This window comes from Paenirhizobium selenitireducens ATCC BAA-1503 (assembly GCF_000518785.1).
Classification (GTDB): Bacteria; Pseudomonadota; Alphaproteobacteria; order Rhizobiales; family Rhizobiaceae; genus Allorhizobium; species Allorhizobium selenitireducens.
The window spans coordinates 469096-490898 of record NZ_JAEG01000001.1 but is presented as its reverse complement, the minus strand read 5'-3'; the positions used below and the strand labels follow the sequence as shown (position 1 = coordinate 490898).

General features: G+C 64.4%; 16 protein-coding genes and 1 riboswitch. Of the genes, 10 read left to right on the top strand and 6 right to left on the bottom strand.

The genetic code is table 11. The features are described 5' to 3' along the window. Nucleotides 1-26 precede the first annotated feature (26 nt). A riboswitch (cobalamin riboswitch) is annotated at nt 27-235 on the top strand. 46 nt (nt 236-281) lie between these two features. Continuing rightward, nucleotides 282-983, top strand: coding sequence for a 5,6-dimethylbenzimidazole synthase (gene bluB / locus L867_RS0102390; protein WP_028735400.1), 702 nt, complete (start codon nt 282-284; stop codon nt 981-983). 180 nt (nt 984-1163) lie between these two features. Beyond that, nucleotides 1164-3041 (top strand): methyl-accepting chemotaxis protein, encoded by a 1878-nt coding sequence (locus tag L867_RS24365; RefSeq protein WP_037172477.1) that lies wholly within the window; start codon nt 1164-1166, stop codon nt 3039-3041. A gap of 106 nt (nt 3042-3147) precedes the next feature. On the opposite strand, the gene L867_RS0102380 is transcribed toward L867_RS24365, so the two are convergent. From L867_RS0102380 to L867_RS0102360, 5 genes are all read right to left on the bottom strand, one after another. Further along, complete coding sequence (locus L867_RS0102380) at nt 3148-4209, bottom strand: DUF2865 domain-containing protein (protein WP_051438767.1); 1062 nt, start codon at nt 4207-4209, stop codon at nt 3148-3150. A gap of 184 nt (nt 4210-4393) precedes the next feature. Beyond that, nucleotides 4394-5035, bottom strand: coding sequence for an acyl-homoserine-lactone synthase (locus tag L867_RS0102375; RefSeq protein WP_028735398.1), 642 nt, complete (start codon nt 5033-5035; stop codon nt 4394-4396). 129 nt (nt 5036-5164) lie between these two features. Continuing rightward, the gene (locus tag L867_RS0102370; RefSeq protein ID WP_028735397.1) at nt 5165-5911 is read right to left on the bottom strand and encodes a helix-turn-helix transcriptional regulator; all 747 of its coding nucleotides are present in this window, start codon (nt 5909-5911) and stop codon (nt 5165-5167) included. Between the two features lie 156 nt (nt 5912-6067). Further along, nucleotides 6068-8380, bottom strand: coding sequence for an NADP-dependent malic enzyme (locus tag L867_RS0102365; protein WP_028735396.1), 2313 nt, complete (start codon nt 8378-8380; stop codon nt 6068-6070). A 182-nt stretch (nt 8381-8562) separates the two neighbouring features. After that, the gene (locus L867_RS0102360; RefSeq protein WP_028735395.1) at nt 8563-8748 is read right to left on the bottom strand and encodes a hypothetical protein; all 186 of its coding nucleotides are present in this window, start codon (nt 8746-8748) and stop codon (nt 8563-8565) included. 229 nt (nt 8749-8977) lie between these two features. Between L867_RS0102360 and L867_RS0102355 the strand changes: the two genes are divergently transcribed. From L867_RS0102355 to L867_RS0102330, 6 genes are all read left to right on the top strand, one after another. Further along, on the top strand, nt 8978-9544 hold the full coding sequence (locus L867_RS0102355; protein WP_051438766.1) for a TetR/AcrR family transcriptional regulator: 567 nt from the start codon (nt 8978-8980) through the stop codon (nt 9542-9544). Between the two features lie 100 nt (nt 9545-9644). Beyond that, nucleotides 9645-10505, top strand: coding sequence for a UDP-2,3-diacylglucosamine diphosphatase (locus L867_RS0102350; RefSeq protein ID WP_028735393.1), 861 nt, complete (start codon nt 9645-9647; stop codon nt 10503-10505). A gap of 193 nt (nt 10506-10698) precedes the next feature. After that, nucleotides 10699-11847, top strand: coding sequence for an ABC transporter permease (locus tag L867_RS0102345; protein ID WP_028735392.1), 1149 nt, complete (start codon nt 10699-10701; stop codon nt 11845-11847). A gap of 10 nt (nt 11848-11857) precedes the next feature. Continuing rightward, on the top strand, nt 11858-12685 hold the full coding sequence (locus tag L867_RS24360) for an ABC transporter ATP-binding protein (RefSeq protein ID WP_232363858.1): 828 nt from the start codon (nt 11858-11860) through the stop codon (nt 12683-12685). After that, nucleotides 12685-14055, top strand: coding sequence for an MlaD family protein (locus tag L867_RS0102335; protein WP_028735391.1), 1371 nt, complete (start codon nt 12685-12687; stop codon nt 14053-14055). Before L867_RS24360 ends, L867_RS0102335 begins: the two co-directional genes overlap by 1 nt. Before the next feature lie 47 nt (nt 14056-14102). Next, the gene (locus L867_RS0102330) at nt 14103-14702 is read left to right on the top strand and encodes an ABC-type transport auxiliary lipoprotein family protein (RefSeq protein WP_408605936.1); all 600 of its coding nucleotides are present in this window, start codon (nt 14103-14105) and stop codon (nt 14700-14702) included. A 141-nt stretch (nt 14703-14843) separates the two neighbouring features. Here L867_RS0102330 and L867_RS0102325 read toward each other — a convergent pair whose 3' ends face one another. Next, nucleotides 14844-20303: an apolipoprotein A-IV repeat region-like domain-containing protein gene (locus tag L867_RS0102325; protein ID WP_028735389.1), complete on the bottom strand. Its 5460-nt coding sequence runs from the start codon at nt 20301-20303 to the stop codon at nt 14844-14846. Between the two features lie 481 nt (nt 20304-20784). Here L867_RS0102325 and L867_RS0102320 point away from each other — a divergent pair, with 481 nt between their 5' ends. Both L867_RS0102320 and L867_RS0102315 read left to right on the top strand, forming a co-directional pair. Continuing rightward, on the top strand, nt 20785-21156 hold the full coding sequence (locus L867_RS0102320) for a hypothetical protein (protein ID WP_028735388.1): 372 nt from the start codon (nt 20785-20787) through the stop codon (nt 21154-21156). 139 nt (nt 21157-21295) lie between these two features. After that, nucleotides 21296-21616 (top strand): 2Fe-2S iron-sulfur cluster-binding protein, encoded by a 321-nt coding sequence (locus L867_RS0102315; RefSeq protein ID WP_028735387.1) that lies wholly within the window; start codon nt 21296-21298, stop codon nt 21614-21616. Nucleotides 21617-21803: the final 187 nt, after the last annotated feature.

Genomic DNA, 21803 nt, shown 5'->3' with positions numbered 1-21803 from the left:
CCGTCTTGCCTTCGGGCCATGATGCTGTAGACATTCTTCCGTCAGGTGCCCGCCCTTCCGGGGCGGGAGAATCGGGAAGCCGGTGGAATTCCGGCACGTGCCCAACGCTGTGAGGTGGATGCCTCGCGCCAACGAACCGCAGACGGTTCGAGCCACTGGCCCTTTTGGGGCCGGGAAGGTCGGCGCGGTGCAGATGAAGCCCAGTCAGAAGACCGGCCTGGCAAGATAGGCTTAGCCTGCGAGGACGGCAGGCGGTCGGACGCATTGTTGGGGATAAAACGATGCACGACGAACCGAACGACCATCTCGTCCGGGCTGGCGCCTTTTCTGTGGAAGAGCGCGAGGCCGTCTACCGAGCGATCCGGACCCGCCGCGACGTGCGGGACCAGTTCCTGCCCGATCCATTACCCGAAGACCTGATCGCCCGCCTGCTGGACGCCGCCCACAGCGCGCCCTCGGTAGGCTTCATGCAGCCGTGGAATTTTCTTCTTGTGCGGGACACGGAGCGACGCGAGGCGGTGTGGCGGGCCTTTTCCAAGGCGAACGAGGAAGCCGCGGCCCTGTTCGGCGGCGAGCAGCGCGAGACCTATATGCGGCTGAAGCTCGAAGGCATCCGCAAGGCGCCGCTCGGCATCTGCGTTACCTGCGATCCGACCCGCGGCGGGCCCGTGGTGCTGGGGCGGACCCACAATCCCCGCATGGACAGCTATTCGACCGTCTGTGCCGTGCAGAACCTCTGGCTTGCCGCGCGCGCCGAGGGTGTAGGCGTAGGCTGGGTCAGCATCTTCCATCAGGACGATGTGCGCGCCGTGCTCGGCATTCCGGCCCATGTGGAAGTGATCGGCTGGTTCTGCGTCGGCTATGTTGACCGGCTCTACGACCAGCCCGAACTGGCGTTGAAAGGCTGGCGGCAAAGGCTGCCGATCGAGGAGCTTGTCTTCGACGAAGTTTGGGGAAATGTCCGGCAGCTCGATGCGATGTAAGCTTTTGGTTGTATCTTGCAGCAGTCCTGCACTCGACCGCTATGTTTAATATTCATTAAACATCATTGGCTAAAACTTGCTCTGCCTGGGAGTTTGCTCCACCAACCGCATGATGCAGATGTTGCGCGCCGAATGGCTCGGCGAGGCTCTTTCAACATTTCATCGTCAATTGGGGCCACCATGAATCTTCTCAAAATTCGCCTCGGCAGGGCCGTTTCCGCTGCCATCGGCGGACTCGTTCTCGTCAGTGTCTCGGTGATCGCCGTTTCCGATATCGCAGGGCAGCGGCAGCTTGAGGCCGTCATCAGTCTCTACGAGGAAGAGCGCAAGGCAGACGTCCTGTTGCGCGAACTGATCGCCAGCCAGAAGGAAGTGGAGCTGGCGATCGTCAGCACCCAGGAATCCTTGACCGACATTTCGGCGACGCAGGCGAAGGACGGCCTCGACGACGGATTCCTGCTGGCCGAGCAGGAGGCCGCGCGCCTCGCCGAACTCGTCACTCGGATCGACGCTCTGGCCCAGAAACTTAACGCCCCCGATCTTGTCCCGGCAATGAAGCTGTTGTCCGAGCGCTATGCCGAATTCCACAAGGCCGGGATCGAGATGGCCAATGCCTTCATCGCCGGCGGTGCGACGGAAGGCAATAAATTGATGGGCAATTTCGACGGGTTCTCGGATGCGCTGCAAAAGGAGATCGAGGCGACGAGCGCCATCGTCACGGCTGTCGTCGATCGCGAGGGAGCCAAGGCCGAGGCCGATATCAGCACGGCCCGCCAGCAGTCGCATGACATGGCGTTTATCCTTGCGGCGCTCGGCGTCTTCGTGCTGGCCTGCGGCGCCGGTCTTGCGGCATTCGTCATGCGGCGCCTGCTGAATCCGCTGAACCGCGCGACGGCGGCGATGAACAAGCTGGCCGAAGGCCATGTCGACGTCGAGCTTGCCGGTATCGATCGCGCCGACGAGATCGGCGATCTTGCCCGTTCCTTCAAGAACTTCCGCGAGAACCTCATCGCCCGCCGCGAAGCCGAGGTCGAGGAGCAGCGCAATCGCGAGCGTCTCGCCGAGATCCAGTCGATGAACGATGCCGAGCGCATCGTCGAACTCAACCGCACCAAGACGACCGTCGATGCCCTGGCAGAAGCCCTCGACCGCCTGGCTCAGGGGGATCTGGCATCCCGCATCAACACGACCTTCCACGGCGAATATGATCGCCTGCGCCTGAACTTCAACCAGTCGGCCGCCAGACTGCAGACCGCTATGTCCGATATTGCCGGCATCTCGCATGAGATCCGTTCCAGCTCCGCCGAGATGCGCTCCGCTTCGGACGACCTCGCGCGCCGCACCGAGCAGCAGGCCGCCGCCCTCGAGCAGACGGCCGCCGCCCTCAACCAGATCACCACGACGGTCAGCAATTCGGCGTCGATCGCCGACAGCGCCAGCCGCAAGGTGGGCGAGGCCAACCGCCAAGCCCAGCAGTCGGATGAGATCGTCCGAAACGCAATCGCCGCGATGGACAATATCGAGGAAAGCTCGTCGCAGATCGGCAAGATCACCGGGGTGATCGACGAGATCGCCTTCCAGACCAACTTGCTGGCCCTGAACGCCGGTGTCGAAGCGGCTCGCGCAGGCGAGGCCGGCAAGGGGTTTGCCGTCGTCGCCCAGGAAGTGCGTGAACTTGCTCAGCGCTCGGCCAATGCAGCCAAGGAAATCACCGCACTGGTTGCCCGATCGAGCGAGGCCGTAAGCTCCGGCGTTTCGCTCGTCAATCAGTCGGGTGAAATCCTCAGCCTGATCCAGGCGAATGTCACCCAGATCAACAACGACATCCGCGCCATCGTCACCGGTGCCCACGAGCAGGCCACCGGCCTGTCCGAAATCAATGGTGCGATCAACCAGATGGACCAGGTGACCCAGCAGAATGCCGCCATGGTCGAGCAGTCCACCGCCTCGGCGCACAAGCTGGCGCAGGAGGCAGAAGAACTGTTCACCCAGGTGGGGCAGTTTGACATCAGCGGCAGCCGTCGCGGATACGCGCCGGCGAAGGCGCGCGCCGCCTGATCGAACAGGTCATGCAGAAAGACTAGCAGATGGCCGGGCACTCGCCCGGCCGTTTATGTTTTCGGCGGGCGGGTGAGACCGATCCTTGCGGTCGGCAACGAGCCTATTACTGAAGGGGCTGGGGGCCCGGCAGCGCCGGATTGCGCAGATCGATGTCGCTGGTCGCGGTTGGCAGAAAGGTGGGGCCGATCTGGCGCACAGCCGCGGACTGCGGGTCATAGGCCCGATCCTGCGGCCTTGCCGGGGTAGCCCGCGCGGGCAGTCCATTCGGCGTGCCGCTTGCTGCCGCCGACCGGCCGATCTCGACGACCGCCTTGTTGCCGCCGCCGGCATTTCCCTGTGCCGTCTCACCCTGCATCCGGCGATAGTAGCCGGCGAGGTCGCAGCCGCAGGACGGGTTGTCGCCGCTCGAACGGTTCAGGTAGGCGAAGGCGGTCGGCAGCACCCGGTAGGGTTGGCCGGTCTCCGCCGAGACCATGTCGGCACTCTCCTCGGTGCGGATCGAATGGTAGTAGAGTTCCGTTTCGGTTTCCGGGCACATCTGCTCGCAAATCTGCGCGTCGCGGCGGAAGTTGAGCGGCGAGGTGTTCGACGAGATCGGGAAGAATGCACCGTCGCAGGTTCGCACGCACAGCGTTCTGAGGCTGCCGTGCCCGGTAAACGTCTGGAAACGGCCCGCCCGGCTTGCTTCGCTTACCGGCTCCGTGGTGTCGCCCGGTCGGCTCAGCGCGCCGGGCAGTGCTATCGGGGCATCGGTCGGGCCTGGCTGGTCGGCGTTGCAGCCATTGGCCTCGATCGCCGCCAGAAGACGCGCCCGGGTCGGGTTGGCGCCGGCACCTTCGTGACGCAGCGCGTCGCGCTTGCCGGCGAGCATCTGCTTGTTGCTTTCCATGCGCGTAAGCGCGGTGGAAAGCTCGCCGCACTGGCTCGTGCCGTCGGCCCGGTATTCGACGATCGCTCCCTCGCAGCGCAGGCGTCGCATGTCGTAGCGGACCTTGCGGATTTCCAGATTCTGCCGGGCGATGGCGCTGGAATAACGGCGCATTTCGCTCGTGTCGGCAATCACTTCCGGCTGGGCTGCAAGCCGCAGCCGCAGGCTTTCGCACACGACCGACGCCTGCGCAGCGAGCGGCTGGCAGGTGAACATGACGGCCAGCGTCAGTAGCAATCGATTTCTGCGATGGTGCAAGTCGCATCCCCGGTCGGCGTCGGTCCGTGTACGGATTACTGCGGAGCCTATAGGCATTTTTACTATAGTCTGCGAGGGACAAAGCGCCAAACGGGAACACAAATCTGTGTTAACGCGCGAAGCGCCGCGGTGGCTGCGGCGCTTCGGCTTTTCGCTGGTGGTATCAGGCGGCGCGGGGCTGTTCGATCGAAATCGGCTCGACCAGCAGCGGTCCCTCGATTTCGGCGATCGCCTTCATCCGTGCGAGCAGGTCTGGCGTCACTTCCCATGCGACGGCGACGGCATGGACCGAGCCGATCTTGTGCGGCTCGGCGATGCGCTCGCCCGGGCAGCCCATGCGCCGGAACATGCGCTCGAGAAAGACGTCCGTCACGGTGACGATATGGCTGAGCCCGGTGGCAAGGCCAATCTCGCCGACGCCGCACATCAGTTCGGCTGCGGCAATCGTCACCTGGTTCGAGGCGCGGTCCTGCGAGATCTCCGGCTCGATGCAGAAGCGGCTCGATTCCCAGATCTCGGCGCTGCGGATCTCCGGCCGTCCGCCGAGCAGGATCGGGAAGGTATCGTCGAGCATGTTGGGGCCGAGCGTCGGCATCAGCCGCAGCGAGCCCCGCAGCAGGCCCTCCGGCGAATAGGACAAGACGTAGATGGGGTTGGCTTCGTCGTAGTGGTCGATTTCCCAGTCGTCCCTGACCGTCACGTCCCATTTGAGAAGATCGTGGAACACCCGCTTGCGCAGCCGGTGCATGACGGCGATTTCCTCGGGGTATTCGTTGCGATTGGCGCCATTGATGATCCGGATCATTCCAGTCTCCCTTAGTTGTCCAGGCGACTGAAAGATGGCGAAATGGCTATAAAATGAAACTGTCGGTAGCGACAGGTCGCGGAATTGCAATTGCGGATTATGCTTGTGCGCCGCAGCGGGCGGGGGTGCTCAGTGCAGGTCGGAGCCCGGGAGAAGACCGCGCCAGGCCGCCTCGGCGACCGCCTGGGTATTGGACACGACATTGAGCTTGCGGCGCGCATTGGACATGAAATAGCGAACCGTGCGCTCGGTGATGCCGAGGATCACGGCGGTCTCCCAGTAGCTCTTCCCGGCCGCCGCCCAGTAGAGCGCCTGGCGCTCGCGTCGCGTCAGCCGGGGTGCCGCCTCGTTTACGCCGCCGCCGGGTTCGCTACCGTGGAGGAGCGAGGCATGAAATTCGATTGCGAGCGCCTGCAGGTCGCGGTCATGAGACCGGCGAAACCTGTGCCAATCGCAGGCTTCGGCATCGATATGGACCGCGAATATGGCCTGGCGGCCTTCGCGCGAGAGGAGCGGGTAGGCGACGCCGCAGGGCGTGATGCCAAGGCGCTCGGCCACCTGGTCGAGGCCATCGCGGGCCGGGGTGCCCTGCGTGAGCACGTTCCAGTCGAGCGGCCGGATCGCTGCCAGCGCCAGGCGGAGCGGAGGTTCGAAGACGGAGGGACCGAGCGCCTTGACCGCATTTACCGCAGCGGCGCTGAAGGTGTGGCACAAGCGGTGTGCTTTGATGCCTGCTGGCGTGCACACGGCGTCGATGTAGAAGATGTGGGCGATGCCGAAGGCGGCCTGCATCTGCCTGAAGAACGGGAGCGGACGCACGACCTTCTGGTCTTGCAGCCAGTCCAGCAGGTCGAAGTAGCCGCCCTGGTCCGTCATTCCTGAAACCCTGCAAAAATATGGGGCAAGAGTGTTCGTCGGAGGCCACGATGTCCAGCCGGTAATTTGGATAGCGCGCTTGTCTGGTGGAGCGCCCCGTCACCGTCGATGACGGGGCGTTTGCGGGAGGCGCCGGGACAGGCGCGGGTGCGGTCGTCAGTCCGGCTGTGCGGCTTCGACGACGGCAAGGGCGGCCATGTTGACCACGCCGCGCGAGGTGACCGAGGTCGACAGCACGTGGGCGGGCAGGGCGGCACCAAGCAGGATCGGTCCGACATGCAGCGCGTCCATCATGGTGCGGACAATGCCGAGCGAAATATTGGCGGCATCGAGGTTGGGGAAGACCAGCAGATTGGCTTCGCCGGTCAGCGTGCTGTCGGGCATGGCGCGCTTGCGCAAGGCCTCCGAGAGCGCCGAGCCACCCTGCATCTCGCCATCGACTTCCAGATCGGGCGCCTGGGCGCGGATCAACTGCAGGGCTTCGCGCATCTTGCGGGCGCTTTCCGAATCGCGCGAGCCGAAATTCGAATGCGACACGAGCGCGGCCCGCGGCGTGATGCCGAAACGGCGGATTTCCTGGGCGGCGAGGATCGTCATCTCGGCGATCTCGGCGGCGGACGGGTTGTAGGTGACGAAGGTGTCGGTGAAGAAGATCGCGCCGCGCTGCGAGATCAGCAGGCTGAGACCGGAGAAGGCCCGCACCCCCGGCTTCTTGCCGATGATCTGGGCGACATCGCGCAGGTGGCGGTCGAAACGGCCTTCGACGCCGCAGATCAGGGCGTCCGCGTCACCGCGGCGCACGGCCAGCGCGCCGATCACGGTGTTGTTGGTGCGCACGATCGTGCGGGCGGCTTCCGGGTTGATGCCGGCCCGGCCGACCAGGGCGAAATAGTCCTCGACATATTCGCGGTAGCGCGGATCGTCCTCGGGGTTCACCAGATCGAAATCGACGCCTGGACGGATGCGAAGGCCGAAGCGCTGCAGGCGGCTTTCGATGATGTGCGGACGGCCGATCAGGATCGGCTTGCCGCTGCCTTCCTCGAGCAAGACCTGGGCGGCGCGCAGGACGCGCTCGTCCTCGCCCTCGGCGAAGATCACACGCTTGCTCGATGCCTTCTTCGCGGCCGCGAAGATCGGCTTCATGACGAAGCCGGAGCGGAAGACGAAGCGGTTCAGCTGGTCGAAATAGGTATCGTAATCGGTGATGGGACGGCGCGCCACGCCGCTTTCCTCGGCCGCCTTGGCGACAGCCGGCGCGATGCGCAGGATCAAGCGCGGGTCGAACGGCGAGGGGATGAGATAGTTCGGCCCGAAGGTCGGTGATTCGCCGGAATAGGCGCGGGCGGCAACCTCGGAGACTTCCTCGCGGGCAAGCGCAGCGATGGCGCGCACGGCGGCCATCTTCATCTCCTCGTTGATCGTTGTTGCGCCGCAGTCGAGCGCGCCACGGAAGATGTAGGGGAAGCACAGGACGTTGTTGACCTGGTTGGGGAAGTCGGAGCGGCCGGTGCAGATCATCGCGTCAGGGCGCGCGGCGCGTGCAAGATCGGGCATGATTTCCGGCGTCGGGTTGGCGAGCGCCATGATGAGCGGCTTTTCCGCCATCTTCGCCAGCAGTTCCGGCTTCAGCACGCCGGCGGCCGACAGGCCGAGGAAGACGTCGGCGCCGTCGATCGATTCGGCAAGCGTGCGCTTGTCGCTGTCCTGGGCGTAGATCGACTTCCAGCGGTCCATCAGCACTTCGCGGCCGATATAGACCAGACCCTCGATGTCGTTGACCCAGATGTTCTCGCGCCGAGCGCCGAGGATGACCAGGAGATTGAGGCAGGCGAGGGCTGCAGCGCCGGCGCCGGAGGCGACGATCTTGACGTCCTCGATCTTCTTGCCGGCCAGTTCCAGGCCGTTGAGGATCGCGGCGGCGACGATGATCGCCGTTCCGTGCTGGTCATCATGGAAGACCGGGATGTTCATCTTGTCGCGCAGCTGCTGCTCGACCTCGAAGCATTCCGGCGACTTGATGTCCTCGAGATTGATGCCGCCGAAGGTCGGTTCGAGCGCCGAGATGGTCGAGACCATGGCATCGACGGTGAGTGCGTCGATTTCGATGTCGAAGACGTCGATGCCGGCGAACTTCTTGAACAGGACGGCCTTGCCTTCCATCACCGGCTTGGAGGCAAGCGGCCCGATATTGCCGAGCCCGAGCACGGCCGTGCCGTTGGAGATGACGGCGACCAGGTTGGCGCGGGCGGTATATTCCGCCGCCAGTTCAGGTTCATCGCGGATGGCAAGACAAGGCGCCGCCACGCCGGGCGAGTAGGCGAGCGCGAGGTCGCGCTGGTTGCCGAGCGGCTTCGTCGCCTGGATTTCCAGTTTCCCCGGTCGCGGATAGCGATGGTAGAAAAGTGCCTGCTCGTCGAGGTCTGCCGTGGCGGTTGTCGGCTGCGACTTGTTCTTGTCCTTGGTATCCATGCTTTCCCGTGTCCGCTTTTCCTTTGGATTGCGTTCCTGCATACACCAAATGAACGGGACTGGGAGTACTTCGCCGCCCTCCTCACCGATTTTGTCGGGCTGAGCCGTTGCCGGGCACGTGAAAAAGCCCGGCGGGGGAGCGCCGGGCTTGCCTCAGATCCAGCAAAGACGGGGGCTGGGTCTCAGGTTGAGGGAGAAGCGATGGAGGGCGCCGTCGCACCGCGATAGCCGAACTTCGACTTCGCGCATTCTTCGTCGGACAGGCCGGCATAGGCGCAGGCGGTCTTTTTTTCGTCCGCCGGACGGGTTGTTTGCGAGCAGCCGGCAAGCGTTGTGGCGACAAGCAGGGCGACGAGTATCTTTTCCACGATCTGTTCTCCTGGTGGATGTCCCGCGCGGCGGCTCTCAGTGGCCTGTCGTTTGGGGGTCTGAACTTTCATGGCTCATATTGAACACTTATGTTCAAATGTCAACGTTGTTGCCCTAGAAAATTTATGTGGGTCTTGGCTTGTAGGCGCCCGGTGCGCTACGAGTAGGAAGTTCTGAAGGGAGTCGGCCGTGAAGTCTGGAGTTCAGTGTCGCATCCATGAGGCGGCGATGCGTCTTTTCGCGCGGTTGGGCGCGAACCGGGTCAATGTGAGCGATCTCGCCGAGGAGGCGGGCGTGGCGCGCGGCACGATCTACAATGCCGTGCCCAATCCCGACCGGCTGTTCGAGGAGGTCGCGGGCGATCTCGCCTGCGAGATGCAGGAACGGGTGCGGGTCAGCATCGTCGAGATCGCCGATCCGGCGCGCCGGCTGTCCTGCGGCATCCGCCTCTTCCTGCGCCGGGCGCATGAGGAGCCGCAATGGGGCCGCTTCATCGTGCAGTTCGGCTTCAGCAACAAGTCGCTGCGCGGACTGCTGACCGCATCGTCGACGGAAGAGATCGTCAAGGCGATCGGCAATGGTCGCTATGCCATCGGCCCGGAGCAGGTCACCTCCATGGTCGCGATCATCGGTGGCGCGACCTTGTCGGGCATGATGCTGGTGCTGGAGGGCTACAAGAGCTGGCGTGAGGCGGGCAGCGAAGTGGCCGAGCTTATTCTCGTATCTCTCGGCGTCGATCGCGCCGAGGCGGGCGAGATCGCCCGTCTGGAACTGCCCGAACTGGTCCAGCAATAGGCGGTTTTCCGTTCGCTACCCGCTGGCGGGCCGGCCTGTCATCATCCTGAAACACGAGTCTGGTTTTGGATGGGGCGAAGGCTCGTCAAGCGAGAGGCCCATGACCGTGAATACAGATTCGGAAATCCGTCACTTCAGAACCCTGTTCATTTCCGACGTGCATCTCGGCTCGAAGGCGGCCAAGGCGGACTTCCTGCTCGATTTCCTGCGCACCCACGAGGCCGAGACCATCTTTCTCGTCGGCGACATCGTCGACGGCTGGCGGCTGAAGCGCAGCTGGTACTGGCCGCAGGACTGCAATGACGTCGTCCAGAAGCTGTTGCGCAAGGCGCGCAAGGGCACCCGGATCGTCTACATTCCCGGCAATCATGACGAATTTCTGCGCGGCTTTCCCGGCACCCATTTCGGCGGCATCGAAGTCGCCGAACGGATGATCCACGAGACCGCCGACGGCAAGCGATATCTCGTTCTGCACGGTGACGAATTCGACGTCGTGGTGCGCAATGCCCGCCTCGTCGCCTATCTCGGCGACTGGGCCTACGACATGGCGATCAACATCAATATCCTGCTGGCCGCGGTTCGTCGCCGCCTCGGCATGCCCTATTGGTCGTTCTCCGCCTGGGCCAAGCTGCAGGTGAAGCAGGCCGTCAATTTCATCGGCGAATTCCAGCGCGTCGTCGCCGAGGAGGCCCGACGCAACGACGTGGATGGCGTGATCTGCGGCCATATCCACCATGCGGTGATGGAAGACATAGACGGCATCCATTACGTCAATACCGGCGACTGGGTGGAAAGCTGCACGGCGATCGTCGAGCATTTCGACGGGCGCTTCGAGCTGATCTCCTGGGGCCATCTGATCGGTGCCTCCGCCAAGAAGATCGCCGCCCTTGCGCCGCCCCGCGCGACAGCCGTGGCGATCACCGCCGAAGTGGCGAATGCGAAGGACGTCCAGGCGGCTTAGCCTCGACGCGAATTCGTATGTCTGCCGGGTCTGGCCGCGGCGCGTGTGTCTTCATGGTGACGCGCGGCGATAAACGCTTCCTTAAGGATTTCATTGCCGGCCCGGCTCGTTATACTGCGCGCTTGAGTGATTTGCGCTGGCAAGACGATTTGGCTGAGCCCGTGTGGCGCAATGCGTGGAAGTTGTCAGAACCTTGAAGTCGGTACACCCAGAGAGCGCCGCGATTGATATCGACGATTTGCCGGGCGAGGGGCATCGCATCCGGCTGTCCGGCGCCTGGCGCAACAACAGCCTCGGCACCTTGCTGCAGAACAATGGGCGCCTCGTTCCGGTGGACGGCACCCGGCCGATCGAGGTCGATCTCAACGCGGTTTCGGAAATGGACATGGCAGGCGCCTGGCTGGTCCGCCGCTTCGTCGCCGCCCGCCAGAAAGCGGGTGGCGACATCAAGCTGACCGGCGGCACCCCGGCGATGCGCGAACTGCTGCGGGTCCTGCCGGAAGACGTCAAGCATCCGGCCCCGCCTCCTGCCAAGGGGCCACTGTTCGAGCGGCTGTTCGCACCGGTCGGCAAGGCGATTGTCGATCTCTGGTTCGACGTGGTGGCGATGATGTTCGTGCTCGGCTCTGCCGTGCACGGTGCGCAGACCAAACTCGGACGCGGCAGCGGCATCTCTCCGGCCTCTGTGGTCACCCAGATGGATCACATGGGTGTCCGGGCGGTGCCGATCATCATGCTGATGTCCTTCCTGATCGGGGCGATCATTGCACAGCAGGGCGCATTCCAGCTGCGCTATTTCGGCGCCGAGATCTTCGTCGTCGACCTTGTCGGCATTCTTCAGTTGCGCGAGATCGGCGTTCTGCTGACGGCGATCATGATCGCCGGCCGTTCCGGCAGCGCGATCACGGCCGAGATCGGCTCGATGAAGATGCGCGAGGAGATCGATGCCCTGAAGGTAATCGGTCTCAATCCGATCGGCGTCCTGGTGTTTCCCCGTCTGGTGGCCCTGACCGTCGTGCTGCCACTGCTGACCATCATCGCCAATTTCTCGGCGCTCTATGGCGCCTCCGTGGTCGCCTGGAGCTACTCCGACATCACCTTCGACGTGTTCACCACGCGTCTGCATGATGCGATCGACTACTCGACCGTGGCGTCCGGCATGATCAAGGCACCCTTCATGGCCCTGATCATCGGCATCGTGTCCGCAGTCGAGGGCATGAAGGTCGGTGGCAGCGCCGAGTCTCTCGGACGACATGTCACGGCGGCGGTGGTGAAGGCGATCTTCGTCGTGATCCTGGTGGATGCGCTGTTCGCGATCTTCTACTCGGCAATCGACTTCTGAGGTGGCGGGCGTGAACACGGAGACCGAGGCGGTGGACAACAACGAGCGCGAGAAGGTGCTGTCGGTCAAGGGCCTGACGGTCGCCTTCGGCAGCAAGGTCGTTCTCGACAATCTCGACCTCGACATCTATCGCGGCGAAATTCTCGGTTTCGTCGGCGCGTCCGGTGCCGGCAAGTCGGTGCTGATGCGCACGGTCCTGCGGCTGCTGCCGCGCCGCTCGGGCGCGATCGAAATCCTGGGTTCCGACTATAATACGGTGGATGAGCGCACGCGGATGGAACTCGACACGCGGCTGGGCGTCTTGTTCCAGCACGGTGCGCTGTTTTCGGCGCTGACCGTGAAGGAGAACATCCAGCTGCCGATGCGTGAATATCTCGACCTGCCGAAGTGGCTGATGGATGAGCTTGCCTATCTCAAACTGGATCTGGTCGGCCTCGACCCGGATGCGGCGGACAAGTATCCGTCGGAATTGTCCGGGGGCATGATCAAACGCGCGGCACTGGCGCGCGCGCTGGCGCTCGACCCGGATCTGGTCTTCCTCGACGAGCCGACGTCCGGCCTCGACCCGATCGGGGCCGCGGAATTCGACGAGTTGATCGCGAGACTGCGCGACACGCTGGGATTGACCGTCTATATGGTCACCCATGACCTCGACAGCCTGTTTTCGGTCTGCGACCGCATTGCTGTTCTGGGACAAAAGCGAGTCTTGGTCGAAGGCACCTTAGAAGATATGCTCGCCAGCGACGATCCGTGGGTCAAATCCTATTTCAGGGGCAAGCGGGCCCGTTCCATTCCTCGCCGGGGCGACCCGGTGGTATCCGGTAGAGTGACTGACTGATGGAAACCAAAGCCAATTATGCGATCGTCGGCTTTTTCACGATGCTCGTCATCGCGGCCGCCTTCGGCTTCGTCTACTGGATGGCGGAGTACGGCCGTGGCGGGACGCTCGCGCCGCTGGCCATCCGCATCCCGGGCTCGGCCAACGGCCTGAGCATCGGTTCGCCGGTGCGCTTCAACGGCATCGCCGTCGGCTCGGTGCGCAGCCTCTACATCGACAAGGAAGATCCGCAGTTCTCGGTGGCTTTCACCGAGGTTCGGGCCGACGCTCCCGTCACCGCCTCGACCAAGGCGGTGCTCGAGATTCAGGGCCTGACCGGGGCGGCCTATATCGAACTGTCCGGCGGTAATGCGGGGGACGCCAATATTCTCGAGAAGGCGATCGCCACCGGTGAGCCGGCGGTATTGCTCGCCGATCAGTCGAGCGTCACCAACCTTCTGGCGACCGCCGACAAGATCCTGAAGCGTGCCGACGATGCGATCGGCCAGTTGCAGGGCTTCCTCACCGATGCCCGCGATCCGCTGACCAATACCGTCAAGAATGCCGAGACCTTCTCCAAGTCGCTGGCCGACAATGCCGATGGCATCGACACGTTCCTGCAAAGCGTCAGCGCGCTGTCGGACTCGGTCTCCGGCCTGTCGGGCCGGCTCGACTCGACGCTCGGGGCGGCCGAGAGCCTGTTCAAGGCGCTCAATTCGGACAAGATCGACCAGATTCTCACCAATACCGAGGCGTTCACCGGCAATTTCGCCGACGCCTCGGATACGATCGGCCCGGCGATCGAGACCTTCCGCGACACGGCTGCGACCTTCCAGAAGTTCGGCGAGAATGCCGACAGGACGCTGGGCAGGGTCGATGCGGTGATCGCCGCGGTCGATTCCCAGAAGATCACCCAGGTGATGGACGATGTCTCGGTCGCATCCGCCGATGCGCGCGAAGCGATCAGCGGCTTCAAGGATCTTAGCCAGAGCATTACCGATCGCACCCAGGACATCGACCAGGCGATCACCGACTTCACCCAGCTTTCCAACAAGCTGAACAATGCATCGGACCAGATCGACGGCATCCTGAAGAAGGTCGATTCCTTCCTCGGTTCCGGCGAGGCGAATTCACTGAGCGCCGAGGCGCGCAAGACGCTGCAATCGATCCGCGGTGCCGCCGACAACCTGAATTCCAAGATCGGCCCGATCGCCGACAATCTGGCGCGCTTCTCCAATACCGGGCTCAGGGACATCCAGTCGCTGGTCACCGATACGCGCCAGACGGTGCGCGGTCTGAACGACGCGATTACAAATTTCGACAATGATCCGCAGCGGCTGCTGTTCGGCGGCGACAACGTCAAGCAGTTTGACGGGCGGACGAGACGATGACGAACAGGACGGGAAGGGGCAGGGGTCACATGGGCGGAGCCGCTAGCATGGCGCGTTGCACGACGGCAATGAGGGCGGCGATCCTCGTGCCGCTGCTGGTCGCGGGTCTGTCGTCCTGCGGGTCGAAGGCGGCGAACGATACGTTCGACATCACGGCGGCACCCGACGTCAAGAGCAGCGCGCCGGCCCGCAGCCGCCAGCTGCTGGTCGCCGATCCGTCGGCGTTGAAGGCGTTGGACAGCGAGCAGGTGCTGGTGCGCGTCTCGCCCTCCGAGATCCGCTATCTGTCGAACTCGCAGTGGAGCGACAAGCTGACCCGGATGGTTCAGGCCAAGCTGGTCGAAACCTTCGAGAACACCGGCAAGCTGGACGGCGTCGGCAAGCCCGGCCAGGGTCTGGCCATCGACTACCAGCTGATCACCGATGTGCGAGCCTTCGAGATCGACACGGTCGGTGGCGACCGCGGGATCGTCGAGATCTCCGTCAAGCTGCTCAACGACCGCAACGGCGCAGTCAAGGCGCAGAAGGTGTTCAGCGCCAGCGAGCCGGCGTCGGGCTCGTCCAACGAGGCCTATATCCGCGCCATGGACCGGGCCTTCGGCCGGGTGAGTGCGGAAATCGTCGCCTGGACGCTGACCCAGATCTAAGGGCAGCAGCCGGGGACCCGGTCGTTCGGTGCCTCATACGCGAGAAACAAGAAAGAGCCCCGGGCCATTGAGGCGCCGGGGCTCTTGTCTTTCTACGTCCTATCCGTCAACGGCCGGCGGTAACCCGCCGGCGTTCCGGTCTCAGCTGAACCGACCTGCGGCATGGGCCAGCATGGTGTAGACCTTGCCGGTATCGGAGGTCAGGTAGGACTGGGTGACGGTCTTGTCGCGGTCGGTGCGGGCGACGTCGCCGAGCAGCTTTTCGAAGTCGGCGATGTAGCGGTCGACGGCGACGCGGAACTCCGGTTCGCGGTCATACTTGCGCTTGATCTCGTCGAAGGTCTGCTGGCCCTTCAGCGTATAGAGCCGGCGGGTGAAGACGTCGCGCTCGCCACGCTGGTAGCGGCGCCACAGATCGACCGATGCGTCGTGGTCGATGGCGCGGGCGATGTCCACCGACAGCGAGTTCAGCGATTCCACCATGTGGCGCGGATTGCGGGTGTCGGCCTGGCGCGGTGCGGCCGGGGCCTCGGCGGCCGGACGGGGTGCGGGCGCGCGCGGAGCGGGTGCCGCGACCGCTTCCTCATGCTCGTCGCGCGAGGCGCCGCGCAGCAGGTCGCTGATCCATCCGCCGGATACGCCGCCTGCAGAGGGAGCAGGGGCGGTCGATGGATTGATGCTGCCGCGCAGGCCAAGCGGCTCCATCGCGCGGGCCGGTGCCGGTGCCGGTACTGGAGCGGGGGCCACGACAGGTGCCGGCGCAGGCTGCTGGGCGACGACGGGAGCCGGAGCGGGCGCAGGGGGCCTTCTCGGTGCCTCGACGGGCTTTGCTTCGGCCAGCTTGCGGGCGACAGGCTCGGAGATTTCCAGGACCTGGGTCGAACGGCCGACGAGCTGCGAGATGTCCTGCAGCGCCTTGATCTGCTCGGACACGGCACGGCGCATGGCGGCAGCGCTTTCCTTGGCCTCTTCCGGCAGGTCGAACGCCCCACGCTTCAGCTCGCTGCGGGTCATGTCCAGTTCCTTGCGGATGTCCTGGGCCGAGCGGCGGATCTCGTCGGTCGCGCCTGCAAAGCGGGTGACCGCTTCCTCGACCGCCTGGCGCATGGCTTCGCGCAGATGGTTGGCGGCACCGTCGGACTTGCGCCCGGCTTCGCCGAGCAGCTTGTCGACGTCCGATAGCGATGCGGTGAGCCCGCCGCGCAGACGGTCGGCGAGGTCGCCCGAACGCTTCTCGGCTTCCGACAGGGTCTTCTCGATGGCGCGGTTGGCGTCTTCGCCAGCCGACATCAGCGCACCGCGCATGTTGCCGGCGGTGGAGAGCGCCTGCTTTTCCGTCTCGGACAGGATCTTGCCGATGTCGGCAAAGGAGGTCTGGATGCTCTGGCGCAGGTTGCCTGCGACCTGCCCCGACCGCTGTTCGGCGCGCTCGAATGCGCTGTCGACCATGTTGCCGAGGTTCTGCATCGTCGTCTCGATCTCTTCCGAGCGCTTGACGAGGCCGACGGCGAGATCGCGGAGCGCCTGCTGGCGTTCCTCGAGGGTGCCGACAAGGTTCGACTGGGCGGCGGAAAGAAGGTCGGAGGCCTGGCTCAGGACCTTCGAGTGATCGCCGAAGCGGCCGACGATCGAGGTGACCTGCGACAGGGTCTCGCCGGAGACGGCGGCCAGCCGCTCGAGCTTGCCATCGAGCAGGCGACCGGAGGTCTGCAGCAGGTCGGCGGCCTTGGACGTGGTTGCGGCGAAGCGCTCGGTCGTCTGGCCAAGCTGGCCATCGGCAGCCACGATATTGGCGGCCACCTGCTCGATCATGTTGGCGAGGCCCGAATTGCTTTCGCTCAGGCGATCGATCAGGCGTCCGGCGCTTTGCGTCAGGCTCGTCTCGGCCGCATTGATGGTCTCGGCCGCCTTGTCGGCCCGGTAGCCGATCGCATCGACGATCGCATTGTTCTCGGCACGCAGGCGTTCGGTGCTCAGTGCCGCTGCCTCGGCGATCCGCTCCGCGGCCGTGCGGCCGGTCTCGGCATAGTCGGCGACCAGCGGGGCCGCCTTCTCGTCGATTAGGCGCGACAGTTCGGCCGAGCGGGATGCGAGCATCGAGTTGAGTTCGCGGGTTCGCTCGTCGAGCACCGTGCGAATGGTGTTGCCGCGCGCTTCGAGCGCCTTTTCGACGGCATCCATGGTCGAGGTGATTTCTGCGGTATTGCCGGAAAGCTGCTCTCGGATCGCGGTTGCCCGGGCCTCGAGTGCCGAGCCGGCATCCGAGAGTGTACCCGACAGCGCCGAGATCTGGCTGCCGACGAGGGCTTCCGCTTCCGCCACCTTGTTGGCGATGACGTCGCCGGCTTCGGCGAAGGTCTGGGCCACGGCCGCTGCCTGGCCGGCAAGGCGGGTCTGCGTTTCGGAAATGCGGTTGGCGAGGTCTTCGGACTTCTCCTCGACCGTGCGGCTGAGTTCGGCGCTGCGTTCGCCGATCCGCTCGGCAAACTGGGCGCCCGTCTGGTTGAGCAGTTCGACGGAGCGCTGGGCTTCGCCGTCGAGGTCGCGGGCGGCATCGGCAACGGCGCCACGCAACGCGGCGGCGAGGCCGGCGGCCTTGCCCTCGATCGTGCGGTTGACGTTGTCGAGGCCGATATTGAGGGCGCGGTCCATGGTCGACAGGCGTTCGTCGATCTGGGCGGTGCGGCTGTCGAAGGTCTCGGCAACCTTGGTTGCGCCGTCATCGAGCACGCGCGAGACGCGCTCCACGGCATCGCTTCCGACCCGCTCGAGATCGGAGACCTTCTCGGTCAGGCGGCCGGCGAATTTCTCACCGGCATCGCCGATGCGCGTATCGACACCGTCAAGGCCGTTCTTGATCCGCTCCTCGAGGGTTTCGAGGCTGACCTCGATGCGGGTGCTGGTATCGTCGATACGGTTCGCCATGCCGCCGACCGACTGTTCGATGCGACCCGAAAAATCCTGCGCCGTACGGGTGATTTCGCTGGCGGCTTCGCCGATCTGGCTGGTCAGCGCACCGGCCGTGCCGCGCAGGCGTTCGTCGAGCGCCTTGCCGCTTTCGTCGATGGCGCGGCGCAGCGCTTCCTCGCGCTCCTCCAGCGTCATTTCCAGCATGCCGGTGGAAGCGGCGATCGAAGCGCCGATCGCGGCACCCTGTTCGGCGAGAGTGCCGTCCAGCTGCTCCTGGGCCGAGCGCAGCGTCAGGTCGATCGCATTGCCGCGTTCTTCCAGCGTTGCGCGGATGCGTTCATGGGTATCGGAGAGCTTGCCGTCGATGCCGGCAAGACCCGAAGCCATCGTGTCGCCAATGCCGGAAAGGCCGGACGCCATGGTTTCGCCGATCCGGCTGGTGCCCTCGCCAAGCGACTTTTCGAGCTGCTCGCCGGCCTGCTCCAGCGTGGAGGCGAGGTAGGCGGCATGACCGGCCAGCGACAGGTCGAGGCGGTCCTGGTTTTCGCTGTAGGCGCTGCGGATCGCTTCGGCCTTGTCGGCGAAGGCGGCTTCGAGGCGCTGGTCGGCGTCAGCCACGGTTTCGATGATCGTCGCGGTGCGGCGGTCGAGTGCCTCGGCGAGGCGGCTCTCGGTTCCGGACACGGCTTCGATCAGGGTCGATGCACGGCCTTCCAGCGTCTGGTCGAGGCGTTGCTGGCCGCTGGCCAGCGTATCGGCGATCTCGCGGGCCTTGCTGTCGAGGGTCTCGGCGAAGCGATCCTGGTTGCCCGCCAGCGCATTGACGATGGTCTCGGCGCGGCTGGACAGGGTTTCCTCGAAGCGGTTCTGGTTGTCGGAAAGGGCGGAATAGAGTGCTCCACCGCGTTCTTCCATGACGGCATCGATGCGCTTGTGGGCGTTCTCCAGGCTCTCGCTCAGCGCAAGGGCGCGGGCGGACATGGCGTCGGCGATTTCCTGGGCGCGGGTAGACAGAGCGTCGTCGATCAGTTCCTGGCCCGTGCCGACCGCCGTGGCCAGCGCGAAGGACTGGTCGGTCAGCGTCGAGCCGAGGCGCTCGATGCTCGAATTGAGGATGCCGTCGATCGCCTCGGAACCGCCGGTGACGGTCTCGTTGATGCGGGCAAGGCTTTCCATCAGCTTGCTGTCGAGCGAACCGGCGCGCTGGTCGAAGGCGCTGGCGAATTCAGCGACGCGCTCGTCGAAGGCCGAGTTGACCAGGCCGATGGTCGCCTGCAGGCGATCCTCGAACAGGCCGGAGCGCAGGTCGAGGTCGACGATGGCGTCGTCGGCGCTCGATTGCAGGCTGTGGCGGAAGGCGGCGCCCTTGTCGTCGAGCGTCGCATTCAGTTTTGCCAGTACTTCGTCGAGCGAGCTGGTGATGCCCTGTTCGCCGCTCGTCAGGCTGTCGGCGATTTCGCGGGTGCGTTCGGCCAGCGTCTCGTTGAGCTGGCGGGCGCGCTCGCTCAGCGCCGCGTTGAGCTTTTCGGTATTGGCGTCGAGGGTCGAGGCGCGGGTCTCGAATTCGCCGAGCAGTTCACGGCCACGCTGCTGCAGGGTGCCGGTGAGCTGCTGCAGGCGGGTGTCGAACTCGCTGGCCAGCGAGATGCCCGAGGCGCTGAGCGTCTGGACGAGGTTTTCGGTCTTGCTCGACAGCAGGCTGCCGATCGAGGTTGCGGCGGCGTCCGATTTTTCCATCAGGGCCGCGGCGCGAGTGTCGATCAGCGACGCGAATGCCTCACCGGAGGTGGCGAGGCGGACCGCGATCTCTTCGGTCGCCAGCGACAGTTCTTCCTTCAGCTGGTCGTGGGCGCCGACGATGGAACTGCGAATGCGTTCCGCGTGAGTGACGATCGCGTCGCGCTCGGAGCCGAGTTCGTGGACGAGGCCGCGGACGCGAAGCTCATTGTCGCTGTAGCTGCGTTCGAGCGCGGTGACTTCGGAATGGACCAGCGTTTCGAGCTCGGTGGCGCGGGCGATGGTGCGCTCGATGCCTTCGTTCATCGCCGAGACTTCGCGACGCACGGCCTGGCCGACCGTCATGATGCGTTCGGAGGCGATAGTCTCCGGTTCGGCAAGGCGCAGCGCGACTTCTGCCATCGACCGCGCCGCATTGCGCAGGTCATGGGCACGCGCCATCATGATGGCGAAAGCGAAGAACAGCATGACGGGAATGATCGTGCCGACGAAGATCGCAACGACGCCGGGCATGGCCACGACGTCGGCGACGGTGGGCGCCTGCCATATGGCGGTGCCGTAGAGAAGCTGGCTGAGGCCGATGGCGCCGAGCATCCACAGCACCGAGACGATCGTCGCGTTGCGCATGGCGCCGGGCATGGAGGCGCCTTCCAGCGTCCTCATGATGGCAGCGGGGTTGCGGCGGGATGCGTCGTTGGCGGGTTCGAAGGCGGGCGCCTTTGGGGCCATTTCGGGCGCAAGGTCGGCGCCGCGGGCCGGGCGACGCTCGGTCGACTTCTTGGGAGCGGCAGGACGCTGGTTGCTGGACTCGGACACTTTGGCCTCCGGTGCGTCTGACGCCTGCCTGCCTCGGGCGGCCGGCGTCTCCTGTTCGTCGAAATCGATCCTCAGAGCCGCTTCCAGCGCCTGGAACGCGCTGTCGTCAATCGACTCGACCGTCTTGTTGTTCGCCATAGGGTTACGCCTCGTTACCAAGCCTATTGAGCTGTCCTGCCTGCCACCCCTGGTCGCTCGCGACGGGGCGCCCGGCAAAACAACTTTTCAAGGGGACCCCATCCTGCCGCCACGCCAGATGAAATCTCCATCGGAATACGCCGCCGGAACCGCCCCTTATCAAGAGCATGACGATCGTTTCCTATCATCATCCGGCTTGAGGGCAAAGGTTTCCACCCTTCACCCACATCATCCGTACCGTAGTGACACATTCAGAAAGCAGAGACAATTAAGTGGGGGCGGCATTCCTAATGCGATGGAGCAATTGTTAACAGCATTTAAACTAAATTAGCGCGTGAAAAACCATACGGTTCGGCGGTTTAGGGGTCATTAACCATATCGTAAGGTTTTGCCGGCAGATGGGCGCGGGTTTAACCGGATGTGGATGCTGCATCGCCGAGGATGCCGGTACCAAGAAAACCCATAAGAAGGAAATCGTCCCATGGCCGCACTCAATATCGCATTCGAAGCCCCCGAAAACAACGGCGGGCGTTGCCCATCGAAGGACCGGCCGATCGACCTGGTCCAGCTGGCCACCACGACCAAGGGCGACAAGGCGGTCGAAATCGAAATCCTGCAGATGTTTGCCCGTCAGGCCCGCGGCTGCCTCCAGGCACTCGCCAACGAGTCCGAGGGTACGGCCCGCGTCGTGATCGCCCAGCGCCTGAAGAATGCCGCCGATGCGGTTGGCGCCCATGCGGTCTTCCACGCGGCCGAAGCTGTCGAGCGCGATGGTCCGGACGCCGGCCGGGTCGCCGCAATTGCCGCCCGGGTGATCGAAGCCGAAAACTTCATCCTCAAGCTCTGCCGCTGACGGTTGCGCATTGCGCAAGCAAAGCTTGCTGCAATGCGGTGGCTGGCTGCAATTTTGGCTCGCCGAATGTTGACTGCCCTGCGGTTTTGGGTGATGACTTCGCCGTTTTTTACAATCGGCGAAGTCTGGAAACCTCATCATGGCACAAATCACCATCATCGCTTTCGACGGCACGCGCTTTGAACTCGCTGCGGCCGAAGGATCCACGGTCATGGAGAATGCGGTGCGCAATTCCGTTCCCGGCATCGAGGCCGAATGCGGCGGCGCCTGCGCCTGCGCCACCTGTCATGTCTATGTCGACGAAGCCTGGAGCGAAAAGGTCGGGGCGCCTTCGCCGATGGAAGAAGACATGCTCGACTTCGCCGTCGACGTGCAGCCCAATTCCCGACTTTCCTGTCAGATCAAGGTCACGCCGGCGCTTGACGGCCTCGTCGTGCGCGTTCCCGAACGCCAGGGCTGACAAAGCCAAAAAAAGCCCCGCTCTTCGGTCAGCGAGGAGCGGGGCAGGAGGGCGCATCGCCATATTCAGGCGAGGGAGGGAACACCTGTGGCACCAGGATGCGCCAGGGAGAACTCGGGAACCGTCTAAACGTGATGAACTGAACTTGATGACATTTATATTTCAGGAAATGATCAAGTACCACGCC